We start from the raw sequence: 11987 nt of genomic DNA, 5'->3' as shown, positions 1-11987 counted from the left end.
CTTCTCAAATTGGCTCCAGTCGCGAACAGGTTAGGCAAAAATGAACGCTTGGATCGAGCCCTTTTCACTTGATGGGCAACATGTTGCAGTTGAACCGCTTGAAAGAAAGCACAGTGATGACCTCACCCGGGCCGCCGCCGATGGGGATCTGCATCGTCTCTGGTATACAATGGTTCCAACACCAGAGGGTGTACCGGAAGAGATCGAGCGCCGCCTGAGCTTGCGCGAAGCGGGTACAATGTTTCCATTCGCGGTTATCCAGAAGTCAACGGGTCATGCAGTTGGCATGACCACCTATATGAACATCAGCGCCTCAAATCGCCGCCTTGAAATCGGATCGACTTGGTATCGAAAATCGGTTCAAAGGACTCCATTGAACACAGAGTGCAAGCTGTTGCTTCTACAGCACGCGTTTGAAGAGCTCGAAAGCATCTGTGTCGAATTCAGAAGCCATTTCATAAACACGCAAAGTCGCCGCGCGATTGAACGTCTGGGGGCGAAACTCGATGGTGTATTGAGGTCCAATATGATCATGGCAAACGGAACCGTTCGAGATACAGCGGTTTATTCGATCATCCAATCGGAGTGGCCAACCGTAAAAGCGAACCTAACCTGGCGACTGGAACAGCCAGCCTCCTGAAAGCCGTAGAGTGTCAACGCGGAAGCGGAGCTTCTTTATGGATGTTTGATCGCTGCTCAGTGCTCCACGGAGAGAAGGCAGTTTGTTTTTAGAACAGCTATGAGGCTTTCAAGGTCCGACCTGTCCCGGGCGCCATATTTTAGCCCCATCACCACAGTGACAAAGAAATGGGCTTGCTCTGGGACGGATAGTCCATGTTGTTCCATTGCGTCAGCATAGGGCTCCAAGATTTCTGCAATCAGCGCTTCGTGACGGTCATGTGACCGTGCGATTTCGTCTTTGCCGGCTGCGTTATGACCAGTGATCAGGTCTTCTGCATCCCCTGCGTTCTGCAACATCTCAAAACTCTTGATCACCGTCTCTTCGAAGTAGGCGTCGAGCTTCTCCGACAAAGTGGCACATTCCGCCAACCGCTGCCCGACCAGCGCCAAGTTTTGATCGGTGATGCTTCGGATCGACGCCCGGATCATCTCATCCTTGCCACCAAAGAGATCATACAGCGTTTGGCGCGACACTCCGGCTTCGGCCGCAATGTCATTCATGGACGTCTTACGTGCACCGAAGCGGACAAAGCAGCGGATCGCCGCTGCGATCGTTTTTTCTTCGGTTTCTGACAACGGTTTGGTCGTGATCTCGTTCATGTGGATCAAATAAATCCAACCTTACCACTTGACAAGAGGTGTCTTGATGTAAAATACAACTCGACAACAATGATACATTTGTAAAGCAAGGTTTGCCAATGAAACAGACGAGAAGGCAATTCCTGACAACCAGCGCGACGGCCGTGGTCGCAAGCATTCTGCCTTGGGCGACCTCGGCGGCGACATTGAAAGGGAAAACAATGGACAAGGCTCAAGAAGACACGCTGATCGACCAGATCGCGAAAGGGGTCAGCTATTCGTTTCGCACGCCAATTTTGAAGCGGCCTTCGGACTACGGTATGGCCTACGAAGATGCCTTCTTCCCGGCAATAGACGGTGTCATGCTGGACGGGTGGTTTATTCCGGCCGAGGGTAGCAACAAACTGGTGATCGTGAACCACTTCATCGGGGCCAACCGATATGGATACCCCGGCCATCTAGAGCCGTGGACCTCGCAGGGCGGTTTCGAAGTGAACTTTCTCGAAGCCTACAAGGCGCTCCACGATGCAGGCTACAACGTCCTGGCCTATGACCTGCGGGGACATGGGCACTCGGCCGACGGGGCCGGTAACATCACCGGCGTCGGAGCGATCGAGTGGCGCGACGTGATCGGATCTGTCCGCTTCGCTCGGGAAAAGATGCCTGACGCAAGGATTGCTCTGCATAGCCAGTGCATGGGCTGCAATTCCACCTTCCTAGCGATGGAAAAACACCCCGAGGAGTTTGAGGACATCGTTTGCATGATTGGAGTGCAACCGCTATCCGCCGCACCGTTCATCGAACGAGCACTAATCGACAATGGGGTCGAAAATGCGGTGAAACGCTTCAACGAGCGCTACAGTTATTACTCAAGCTTTCGCCACACAGACTCCAATGCCATTGCCCGCGCCGACAAAGTGAAATGTCCGACGATGCTGGTGCAGGTGAAAGACGACGCGACAACCAAGCCGTCAGACGCCGAGGGCATTTATGCCAAACTACCGAACCGCGACAAGAAACTGCATTGGATCGAAGGCACGCCGGTTCGCTACGAGGGCTATCGCTACTTCAGCCAAAACCCGGCGGAAATGATCGCTTGGTACGACGCACACATGTAAAGGGTGAATAAGCCATGAAACAGTTTCTCTTTGGCCTCGCCGCACTGGCACTGACAAGCACATCCAGCGCGGCATCTCAGGCGGACATGGTCGTTGCATGCACGCAGACGGCTAACGATTATGCGTGGTATCTCGACCATCCGGATCAGGATCTGAATGTTACCGCAGCCAAGTTCGCGCAATTGTTCACTGAGGACGCCACTCTGAAGCTGGCCAACATGCAAATGCAACTTGTGGAACACCAGGGCCATGAAGAAATCGCGGCCCGCTACAAGCAAGGACGCGACTCGTTCCGGTTTTTGCACATGCTGTCCAATCAGAGGATCATCCCAACTTCGGATACAACTGCAAAGGGTACCAGCTATGTGCAGTTCATCATCCATCCGATCGGCGAAGATATAACCCACGAGTTTGGCGTCAGAGGCGTTGCCGAGTACCGCTCCAGCTTCGAGTTCGTAGATGGAACGTGCCGGTTTTCTCACCGCGAGGGGTTGCCACGCTTCATCAGCCTGAACCCCAAAATAGTCGACCCAATCCCAGAATAAGGACCAAAGAAATGTTTGGTACCATGATCTCTAACATGATGGTCAAGCCAGGCCAGTCTCCGTTGTTCGATAGCCCTGAGGCACACGGGCTGGACTGTGAAAACGTCGAGTTCAAGGCCGAGGATGGGGTCACTCTGCGCGGCTGGTTGATCAAGGGCGGTAGCGACAAAGTCATTGTGCAAACGCACTTCGGGGTGCAGTGCAACCGAGGTGGCTGGACGCCCAAAGGGCACGGTCCAATCACGCCCTGGAAGCAAGACATTCAATTCCTACGGCAAGCCAAGTACCTGGTGGATAAGGGGTACTCCGTGCTGATGTATGATATGCGGGGGCACGGCGAAAGCGATCTTGGACCCGTCCCTTGGGTAAGTTGGGGACCCGAGGAAGCCAAGGATGTGATCGCCGCAGTGGACTTTGCGACTGAGCGTTTCCCGGATGCTTCCATCGGACTTTTGAGTATCTGCATGGGTGCCGCTTCAACCACCTATGCCTACGGTCGCGACAATGGGTTAAGCAAACGGGCAAACATCAAGGCAATCGTTGCCGTTCAACCACTGCTTTACACTTGCTTTGTTGAGGCGCTTGGGATGCCCGGTTTCATGACGCGGGCGGGCGAAAAAGTCAGCGAACGGCGCTTGGGGTTCGACATAGGCGCCCCCAACTTTGTCGAAGAGGCTTACAAGATTAACGTACCGACGCTGGTGGTACAGAACAGCAATGACCCTTGGACGAAGATGGGCATGGTCAAAGACTATTGCGACGCCCTTACTGTCGAAAAAGAGCTGAAACTGCTTGATCTCGAGAAAAGCCGGTTTGCGGCCTACGACTATGTCGGCACCCATCCCGAAGACCTGATGGGATGGTTTGATAGGTTTATGTGATGCTGTGGACCATCCTGAAATGGGGATTGCCTGTGCTTGCTATTGTGGCGATCGCAGGCGTCCTGACACGCAAGACTTTCCATGTTGAAACGTTCTTCGTGGCCTCGCCGAAACAGGTCTGGAATGTGCCGCCGCCGCGCTGTCGTCGCTGTTGCGCGCAAACTGGCTGATCTACTCCATCGAATGGAGGCAATCCGCGCACAATTTGCCGGTCCACGCGGGACCGCGGAAGATCATGCAGTCTATGAGATAGAATAGCTTTTTTGGAACAGTAGTTTACTACCGTCTTCATACTTCAACAGTTCTCGAATAAATCTCTGACTCCGATCTGGCCCCGGCGGTTTGGTTTCCGGATCCGCGAGTTCGGGCGGAAAGCAGGCATTCGCTGCGCTTTGTGCCAATGACCGCTGTGCGGACAACGCGGAATTTCGAAGACATGGTAATAATGACGTATTATCATCAGGTCTGAATGTGCGGCTTTCGTGAAGAAACGCGTTTTGATTTCAGCAAGTCTTGGGAGGTTTATTATGCTCAGGTTCCTAAATTCCGCTTTGTTCTCTTCCATATTTGTAGTTTCGAGCGCAGCCAACGCGCAGTTCTTACCCTCTGAACAGTCCCTTCAAGACCTTTACCCCGGCAAAGCCTATTCACCCAATGCTCAACGCAGCTTTCCATCGCGCGTATTTTGGGGCGACACTCATATTCACACCGGTCTTTCAATGGATGCAGGTCTTTTCGGGAACACGACCGATCTTGACACAATGCTTCGGTTTGCGCGCGGCGAAGAGGTCGTCTCGGCCACAGGGCAGCCTGTTAGGCTGGCGCGACCGCTAGACTGGATCGTGACAACGGAACACTCGGATGGAATGGGCATGATCACCGATCTGGCTAAAGGTTCTCCCAACATTATGGAATCAGAACAGGGCTCCCGCTGGGCAAAAGGTCTGCAAGAAGGCGGTGAGGCGTCTGCTGCAGCAGCTCTGGACCTGATCACTACGTTCTCTCAAGGGAACATGGATCCGGACTTGATCGCAGATTATTCTCCCGGATCGCCCATCTATGCCTCTGTCTGGGAAGACATGATCGCTACTGTGGAATCGTTCAACGATCCGGGAGACTTCACGGCTTTCCACGGCTTTGAGTGGACATCGCTGATCCGGGGCAACAACATGCACCGCAATATCATTTTTCGTGACAATGCAGACAGGGTCAAACAAGTCCAACCTATGACCACGCAGACGCCCATCGGCTCTACAGACCCGATGGACTTGTACAAATGGTTGCAGGCCTATGAGGCCGATACGGGTGGACAAGCTTTTGCACTCGCGCACAACGGAAACCTGTCAAACGGCATCATGTTCCCATCTGAAACACGTTACAATGGCGAACCCGTGGACGAAGCCTATGCAATGGCGCGGATGAGATGGGAACCGCTCTACGAAATCACCCAGATCAAGGGAGACGGCGAGGCGCACCCCGCACTTAGTCCCGATGACGAGTTTGCGAATTACGAAACATGGGATGCGGGCAACCTCGATCTAACTGAAGCTAAGACGCCAGATATGCTTGCAGGCGAATATGCGCGTGAGGCATTTAAGCAGGGGTTCGCCATCGAGGCGCGCACGGGCGTAAACCCATACAAATTTGGCTTGTCCGGGGCGACGGACAGCCATACATCGCTGGCAACGGCTGACAGCGACAATTACTTTGGTAAAGCGACAAATGCCGAGCCATCGTTGACCCGCGCGTCGCATCCGTTCACCGAAACAGAAAATGGCGTTTTCCCAGGTTGGTCATTGGTGGCGTCAGGCTACACAGGTGTCTGGGCCGAAGAGAACACGCGGACCAGTCTGTGGGATGCCATGGTGCGCCGTGAGGTTTATGCCACAACAGGTCCGCGCATGGCCGTGCGGTTCTTTGGTGGATGGGAGTTCGACGAGGATGACATGAGGTCTCGCGCTCCAGCCTTTGTTGGATACGAAAAGGGTGTTCCTATGGGTGGTGATCTGCGCCCGGCAACGTCCGATGCGCCAACCTTCATGGTCTATGCATTGCGCGATCCCATCGGAGCCAATCTTGATCGCATCCAGATCATTAAAGGCTGGATGGACAGCGACGGGAACTTGTCCGAAAAAGTCTATGATGTGGCATGGTCGGATGAACGTGAACTGGACGCTAACGGTAAACTGCCGGCTGTAGGTAATACGGTCGATCTGGAAGCAGCAAACTATATCAACACCATCGGCGCTTCAGAGCTAGGAACGGTCTGGACAGACCCAGATTTTGATTCGTCCGAGCACGCGTTTTACTACGCTCGCGTCATTGAAATCCCGACGCCGCGCTGGGTCGTTTACGACAAAGTGCGTCTAGGCGCTGACATTCCCGAAGAAGCGACATTGATCGGACAAGAGCGCGCATATACGTCGCCGATCTGGTATTCACCAAATACTTAGTAGAATGCCCGTCATTCTTGCTTTTTTGACTGACCGCTTTGGGCTCGAAACAGCCATTCGCTACGGCTTGCATGAATGTCCGCTTAGCGGACATTCCCCCCTTTCGAGTCCAAGACGCAATGTCAGCTCAACGCCAAGCCCGTTTGTTCTGTGAAGCCTGTACCACTGTTCGAAGAGTTATCAGTGCGCTTTCCGTGGTCGCTCGATCCCGAGGCGCGCCGATACACAGCCTAAGCCCATTTTGCAGTCCGGAGCGTTCGCCTTTTGCTGCAAACAGAGAAGCGGGGGACACTAGCACATTTGCCTCTGCAAGCGCTTCTACCACCCAGTCTTGCCGAGCGTTGGACGGGAGAGGTAGCAGTACATGCATGCTTTGCGGTCCTGTTACGACCTCCATGCCATCAAGAACACGACGGACAATCGCTTGGCGTTTGAAAACCTCTTTGCGCTTGGCATGCACGACCGCCTTGTATTGACCGGATGCAATGATCTCAGACGCAACCGAAGCCATAAGTGGTGCGTTCATCCAGACGGAAGCGCGTTGGGCACGGTCCACGGCATCTTTATAGCTGTCTGGCGAAACGAGGAAGCACACCCGCAGGCCAGGAGCCCAACTCTTGGAGAGTGTTCGGATGTAGAGCGTACGATCTGGGGCAAGTTCAGCGAATGACGTTGGCGGCTGTTCGAGCAGGAAGCCATAGGCGTCGTCTTCGATAACCATGACATCATTCGTCTTGGCGATTCTCACGATTTCTGAACGGCGTTCTATCGGCAGCGTGGTCGAAGTCGGGTTTTGTACGTTGGGGATACTGAAAAGTGCTGAGACATCGTGCTTTCGACAAATCCGATCAAAGCTTTCAGGGATTATTCCTTCATCGTCGGCGTCCACTTCTACAACGTCCAAGCGGAGCATCTCACAAGCCAAACGCACCATCGGATAGGTCAGGCGCTCAACGGCTACGACTTGCCCCGGACGGCAGCTTGCCATCAATGCCAACATCAAGGCGTGCTGCCCGCCGCTGCAAATGGTGATCGCCTCATGGCTGTCGATTGGTATGTTGCGATCTTCGTTCAGCCATCTCCAAGCCGTTAGACGGTCATACTCGGACCCCGGATTGTTCCGGTAATCGAGTACATCACAGCCAGGATCGGCCAGTACTTTTGCAATCGCATTTTGGAAGATGCCATCCTGCTCGGGCAGAACCAGGTGGTTCTTGCTGAAGTCCACCACCGCTTCACCCGGGGTCTCGTAGGAAAACTCCATCGCGCGGGCGTCAGCATTCATGCGGACGAAGGTTCCACGTCCGACTTCGCCAATTGTAAGGCCCATTGCTTCCATCTCGGAGAACACCTTCGTTGCGGTGCCCAAAGACAGCCCGTGTCGGTGCGCAAGTTCCCTGTGTGTTGGCAAGCGGTCACCCGGCTTCAGCGTCCCGCTGCGGATATCTCGGGCAAGGTCGGCAGCTACGTCTTTGTACTTTGCACGCATTGGGCGAACCGCTTTTTGAACAATGTAGAGATTGTATTGCATAGCTAAGGTTTCGCAAGGACGCTTCAGATATGAAGGGAAAATCATTGTCTTATATACAATGAAATTATTGACCCTTCGATGTGATACAATCAGATATTTGTTCTATATTATTGATCCATAGAGGCGACGAGAGATGGCGACGATCCCGTCACAAAGGCACCTGTTCGATATCCCGTCAGACTTGGCGTATTTCAACTGTTCGTATAATGCGCCCCTGCTGAAGAAGGCTGGAGAGGCTCTGGTTGAGGGCGCCCTTTCCAAATGTCGCCCCTGGGAACGCAAGCCCAACAACTTCTTCGAAGACGCTGAGGCTTTCCGGACTGCCGCGTCCAGAGCGTTTGGCGTCAGCGCCGACAATTTCGCTGTTACACCGTCGGCCAGCTATGGGTCGTCAACGGCGGCTCGTATCTTGGAAGAGCATCTGACCGATCAGGACGAGATCATCGTTTTGGACGAGGCATTCCCATCCAATTACCTACCGTGGCAGCGCCTGGGTCAAGAAACCGGAGCCGAGTTTGTCGTCGTGCCGACGCCAGAGGACCTCGGATGGACCCAAGCCGTCCTGGACCGCATCACGCCCAGGACCAAGCTGGTTGCCATTCCCAACTGCCATTGGACCAATGGCGCTCTGCTTGACCTCGACAAGATCGCTGAAGCGGCCCGTTCAGTGGGGTCTTACTTCATCCTTGAGGTCACGCAGTCGTTAGGGGCCAAACCAATCGACATCGCTTCACTGAAGCCGGACTTCCTAATCTCCGCCGGATACAAATGGTTGCTTTGCCCCTATGGCCTCAGCCTCTTCTACGCCGATCCCGAGTGGCACGATGCACGGCCTTTGGAAGAGACATGGCTCAGCCGGGCCGATGCCGAAGTGTTTGAGAACCTCGTTCAGTACAACGACCAATACCAAGTCGGGGCCCGCCGGTTCGAGATGGGGCAAAAGAACATCCCCTCGATCCTGCCCGGTGGCGTTGTGGCATTGGAGCAGATTGCTGATTGGGGTGTGGCCAACATCGCTGAGACCCTTGAAGCCATCAATGACAGCATCGCGGCGATCCTGGAGCCGTTCGGCTTTGTGCCAGTACCTAAAGAGGTCCGGAGCCCTAACATCCTCGGAGCGGGGCTCGAAGGCGGCATTCCAGAGACGCTCCTCCCCAGCTTGGCCGAGCGCAATGTCTATCTCAGCCGTCGCGGCAGCTCCTTGCGGTTCGCCCCATACTTGCATGTCAACGAAGATGACCTCGACCGACTATCCGAAACCCTGAAATCCGTATTCCATTAGAGGCGAGCATCTGCTCGATATCCCATGTCCACTAACCAACGTTTGAAAGACCTTGGCATTCAACTGCCCGACGCTGTAGCCGCTGTGGCCAACTATGTTCCAATTCACATGAGCCCGGACGGCACTCTCCATGTGTCTGGACAAATTGCATTCGTAGATGGGACGTTGGCGGATCGGGGAACACTTGGCAATTCCATATCTGTAGAGGACGCTTATCAATCTGCCCGCACCTGTGCGATCAATGTCCTCGCCCAGGTATCAGCCGCATTGGGCGGAGACATGGACCGGATCGTCTCTTGCCGAAAGCTTACGGTCTTTGTCGCTGCAACTCCCGACTTCGAAGAGCACCCAAAGGTTGCCAACGGGGCCTCGGACCTGATCGTTGAGGTGCTTGGAGAAATTGGCCGACACTCCCGTTCCGCCGTTGGGGTGTCCAGCCTACCTTTCAACGCACCAGTCGAAGTTGAGGCTGTGTTTGAGGTCAACCCAGCTTCCTGAGATTAGAAATCCAAGCGACAGGGGAAGAACGACGATGAAAACGATTGGCATTTTGGGCGGCATGTCGGCGGCATCGACGCAACTCTACTATCGTGAGCTTTGTGATCTCACCCGCGAAAGACTGGGCGGACTGCATTCCCCTCAATTGTTGATCAGGTCGTTGGATTTCGCGGAGATCGAAGTGCTCCAGGCCAAGGGGTCTTGGCGTGAGGCCGGTGACATCCTAAACCGGGAGGCCCTCGCTCTGGAGCGAGGTGGTTCGGACCTTCTGATCCTGGCCACAAACACCATGCACAAGCTGGCCGATCAAATGATGGAAGATGTCGGCATTCCTTTGATCCATATTGCTGATGCCACAGCAGTAGCAATTCAGTGTGCTGGACTTCAACGCCCTGGACTGATGGCCACAGCGTTCACCATGGAGCAAGCGTTTTACACGGATCGTCTGAGAGCGTCTGGGTTGGAACCGCTTGTCCCAAACGATGATGACCGCGCTGAGACGCACCGGATCATCTATGACGAGCTTTGCAAAGATATCACGACCGAAACCAGTCGGGTGGCCTACGTTGAGATCGCGTCACGGCTGGTGAAGGCAGGAGCGGACTCTCTGATCCTTGGATGCACCGAGGTAGGGATGCTGCTGAACCAAAGCAACGTCACAGTTCCAGTCTTCGATACAACTTTGCTTCACTGCCAAACCGCGCTTGATCGGGCGCTGGTTCCTTGAGCAATGCAAGCCGGGAACCGGTCGTGCTTGAATGTCCATCACGAAGCGGCACGGCATCAGCCATGCATCTTGGCTCCCTCGGTGATCCTATTGACGACTTTCATGTCGGCGCGTAGGGCTATTCGCGACGTCGACACGAGAGTCAGATTTGCCTGAAAGAACGGCTCTTGAAAGCTTGAGGCTTACCTTGCCCAGACCGTTATCAAATCATTTCAATTTCACCGTTCAACTTTCGTGCTCCGACGCCTGATATTCTTCCGACATCAAATTCCGCAACACGTCCACAGCCTGATCTGTCATGGGCGCGTGCCTGTTTGCGGGCCAGGCAACCGCGGTTGTGACGATTGAGATGTCCTCAACCAACGGCACGACCCGAACGTTTTCAGGCGCCAAACGCCTCATTGACCCCGGTACAAGTGCCAATCCCTGTCCGCAACTGACATACGCGAGTTGCGAGGAAATCGAACGCACCTCGTGCAGTATCCTCGGGCTCAACCCATGCTGTCGGCACGCCGATATGATACTGTCGAAATAGACGGGGCTCACCTTTCGTGACGACATGACAAGGGGGCTATCAGCGAGATCGGACAAAGTTACTTGCTCCGCATCAGCGTCAGGGTGATCGGCAGGCATCGCGACCCATAGCATGTCGAAGGTTACCGGAAACCCATTAAGACCGTCGCCCGGTGCGCCATCCAAACGATAGAATGCCAAGTCTAAAGCGCCGCTGAGCAAACCCGGTGCAGCCTCGACACTGTCGATTTCATGGATTGAAACTGTCAGATGCGGAAGGGCCTCGCGAAGGCTGCGCATCCAATGCGGTATGATATCGGTCATGGCCGACGTTATGGCCCCGACATTCAGAATCCCGGTTTGACCAGCGGCAACCTCTCTGACTGTGCGCTCCAGATCCGCAACCTGATCCATGAATTTCCGCGCGGCTGGCAAAAGCGCCACTCCCGCAGCCGTGAGTTTTGTGCCGCGTCTGGATCTGTCGAACAAAGTCACACCAAGCGCAGCCTCAAGCGTTTTGATATGTTCAGACAAAGGAGGTTGCGTCATTCCAAGCCGCTCGGCGGCACGCCCGAAATGTCCCTCTTCGGCAACGGCCAAAAACATCCACAATTGACGGTTAAGCCGAAAATCAACCTGCATTTTCGCCATGCTCTTTCATTCGCAAAAGCTATCACAGAAATACTTTAACAGGATTTTCCAGTTTAGCCACGATGTGGCAAAATCGCGGGCAGATCCTTTGAAACGTCAGGCGTTGACCTGCGTCCGCAATCAGCCTGCAATGTGTCAGGCAAGGAAAATGAGCCATGACCAAACACCCGGAATTTCACAATATTGATGATTGCAGTGACGCGATCATACGGCAACTGGCAGACGGATTGTCAGCGCATATCTACCCAGGCGATCAGGCGATGATTTCCGTCGTCACGGTCCAGCCGGGCGCATCGGGAAACCTGCATCAGCACCCGGAAGAACAATGGGGCATGTGTCTTGAAGGGTCTGGTGTCCGGGTTCAGGGTGACCAGGAAATCCCGTTTTCAAAGGGCGATTTCTGGCGAACTCCGGGTGGCGTGCCGCACACGATGCGCGCAGGCGCCGATGGATGTCGCGTTCTGGATATCTTTGCGCCGCCGCGCAATGAATATCGCAAGTCTGGTTCCAGGTTTGGAGCAGGCTGAG

12 protein-coding genes are annotated in these 11987 nt (G+C 54.4%); 9 read left to right on the top strand and 3 right to left on the bottom strand.

Annotated elements, in window-relative coordinates; all coding sequences use genetic code 11:
• The first annotated feature begins 40 nt into the window (after positions 1 to 40).
• Positions 41 to 640 (top strand): GNAT family N-acetyltransferase, encoded by a 600-nt coding sequence (locus GS636_RS06365; protein WP_171668840.1) that lies wholly within the window; start codon positions 41 to 43, stop codon positions 638 to 640.
• 56 nt (positions 641 to 696) lie between these two features.
• On the opposite strand, the gene GS636_RS06360 is transcribed toward GS636_RS06365, so the two are convergent.
• Positions 697 to 1281 (bottom strand): TetR/AcrR family transcriptional regulator, encoded by a 585-nt coding sequence (locus tag GS636_RS06360; protein WP_171668839.1) that lies wholly within the window; start codon positions 1279 to 1281, stop codon positions 697 to 699.
• Positions 1282 to 1379: 98 nt separating this feature from the next.
• Between GS636_RS06360 and GS636_RS06355 the strand changes: the two genes are divergently transcribed.
• From GS636_RS06355 to GS636_RS06340, 4 genes are all read left to right on the top strand, one after another.
• The gene (locus GS636_RS06355; protein ID WP_216602838.1) at positions 1380 to 2378 is read left to right on the top strand and encodes a S9 family peptidase; all 999 of its coding nucleotides are present in this window, start codon (positions 1380 to 1382) and stop codon (positions 2376 to 2378) included.
• A 14-nt stretch (positions 2379 to 2392) separates the two neighbouring features.
• Positions 2393 to 2923 (top strand): nuclear transport factor 2 family protein, encoded by a 531-nt coding sequence (locus GS636_RS06350; protein WP_171668838.1) that lies wholly within the window; start codon positions 2393 to 2395, stop codon positions 2921 to 2923.
• An 11-nt stretch (positions 2924 to 2934) separates the two neighbouring features.
• Positions 2935 to 3804, top strand: a complete 870-nt coding sequence (locus tag GS636_RS06345; protein WP_171668837.1) for a S9 family peptidase — start codon at positions 2935 to 2937, stop codon at positions 3802 to 3804.
• Positions 3805 to 4331: 527 nt separating this feature from the next.
• Positions 4332 to 6257, top strand: coding sequence for a DUF3604 domain-containing protein (locus tag GS636_RS06340; protein WP_171185332.1), 1926 nt, complete (start codon positions 4332 to 4334; stop codon positions 6255 to 6257).
• Positions 6258 to 6384: 127 nt separating this feature from the next.
• On the opposite strand, the gene GS636_RS06335 is transcribed toward GS636_RS06340, so the two are convergent.
• The gene (locus GS636_RS06335; RefSeq protein ID WP_171668836.1) at positions 6385 to 7746 is read right to left on the bottom strand and encodes a PLP-dependent aminotransferase family protein; all 1362 of its coding nucleotides are present in this window, start codon (positions 7744 to 7746) and stop codon (positions 6385 to 6387) included.
• Positions 7747 to 7921: 175 nt separating this feature from the next.
• Between GS636_RS06335 and GS636_RS06330 the strand changes: the two genes are divergently transcribed.
• From GS636_RS06330 to GS636_RS06320, 3 genes are read left to right on the top strand one after another with little or no spacing between them, the layout of a single operon-like run.
• On the top strand, positions 7922 to 9070 hold the full coding sequence (locus GS636_RS06330) for an aminotransferase class V-fold PLP-dependent enzyme (RefSeq protein WP_171668835.1): 1149 nt from the start codon (positions 7922 to 7924) through the stop codon (positions 9068 to 9070).
• A gap of 24 nt (positions 9071 to 9094) precedes the next feature.
• Positions 9095 to 9568 (top strand): RidA family protein, encoded by a 474-nt coding sequence (locus GS636_RS06325; protein WP_171668834.1) that lies wholly within the window; start codon positions 9095 to 9097, stop codon positions 9566 to 9568.
• A gap of 34 nt (positions 9569 to 9602) precedes the next feature.
• Positions 9603 to 10295: an aspartate/glutamate racemase family protein gene (locus GS636_RS06320; RefSeq protein ID WP_171668833.1), complete on the top strand. Its 693-nt coding sequence runs from the start codon at positions 9603 to 9605 to the stop codon at positions 10293 to 10295.
• 225 nt (positions 10296 to 10520) lie between these two features.
• Here the strand turns inward: GS636_RS06320 and GS636_RS06315 are convergent, their stop codons facing one another.
• Positions 10521 to 11450 carry a LysR family transcriptional regulator gene (locus GS636_RS06315; protein ID WP_171668832.1) on the bottom strand — a complete coding sequence of 310 codons (930 nt, stop codon included), beginning with the start codon at positions 11448 to 11450 and terminating at the stop codon, positions 10521 to 10523.
• A gap of 164 nt (positions 11451 to 11614) precedes the next feature.
• Between GS636_RS06315 and GS636_RS06310 the strand changes: the two genes are divergently transcribed.
• Complete coding sequence (locus GS636_RS06310) at positions 11615 to 11986, top strand: cupin domain-containing protein (protein ID WP_171668831.1); 372 nt, start codon at positions 11615 to 11617, stop codon at positions 11984 to 11986.
• Position 11987: the final 1 nt, after the last annotated feature.

The organism is Ruegeria sp. HKCCD4884, from assembly GCF_013110855.1.
Lineage (GTDB): Bacteria > Pseudomonadota > Alphaproteobacteria > Rhodobacterales > Rhodobacteraceae > Ruegeria.
The sequence above is the reverse complement of the archived record's forward strand: the minus strand, read 5'-3'. Positions and strand labels throughout refer to the sequence as shown.

Coding starts and splice junctions, on each gene's coding strand:
- GS636_RS06315 (WP_171668832.1), bottom strand. CDS start 11,450: ATGCAGGTTGATTTTCGGCTTAACCGTCAATTGTGGATGTTTTTGGCC.
- GS636_RS06330 (WP_171668835.1), top strand. CDS start 7,922: ATGGCGACGATCCCGTCACAAAGGCACCTGTTCGATATCCCGTCAGAC.
- GS636_RS06350 (WP_171668838.1), top strand. CDS start 2,393: ATGAAACAGTTTCTCTTTGGCCTCGCCGCACTGGCACTGACAAGCACA.
- GS636_RS06320 (WP_171668833.1), top strand. CDS start 9,603: ATGAAAACGATTGGCATTTTGGGCGGCATGTCGGCGGCATCGACGCAA.
- GS636_RS06345 (WP_171668837.1), top strand. CDS start 2,935: ATGTTTGGTACCATGATCTCTAACATGATGGTCAAGCCAGGCCAGTCT.
- GS636_RS06365 (WP_171668840.1), top strand. CDS start 41: ATGAACGCTTGGATCGAGCCCTTTTCACTTGATGGGCAACATGTTGCA.
- GS636_RS06360 (WP_171668839.1), bottom strand. CDS start 1,281: ATGAACGAGATCACGACCAAACCGTTGTCAGAAACCGAAGAAAAAACG.
- GS636_RS06310 (WP_171668831.1), top strand. CDS start 11,615: ATGACCAAACACCCGGAATTTCACAATATTGATGATTGCAGTGACGCG.
- GS636_RS06355 (WP_216602838.1), top strand. CDS start 1,380: ATGAAACAGACGAGAAGGCAATTCCTGACAACCAGCGCGACGGCCGTG.
- GS636_RS06325 (WP_171668834.1), top strand. CDS start 9,095: ATGTCCACTAACCAACGTTTGAAAGACCTTGGCATTCAACTGCCCGAC.
- GS636_RS06335 (WP_171668836.1), bottom strand. CDS start 7,746: ATGCGTGCAAAGTACAAAGACGTAGCTGCCGACCTTGCCCGAGATATC.
- GS636_RS06340 (WP_171185332.1), top strand. CDS start 4,332: ATGCTCAGGTTCCTAAATTCCGCTTTGTTCTCTTCCATATTTGTAGTT.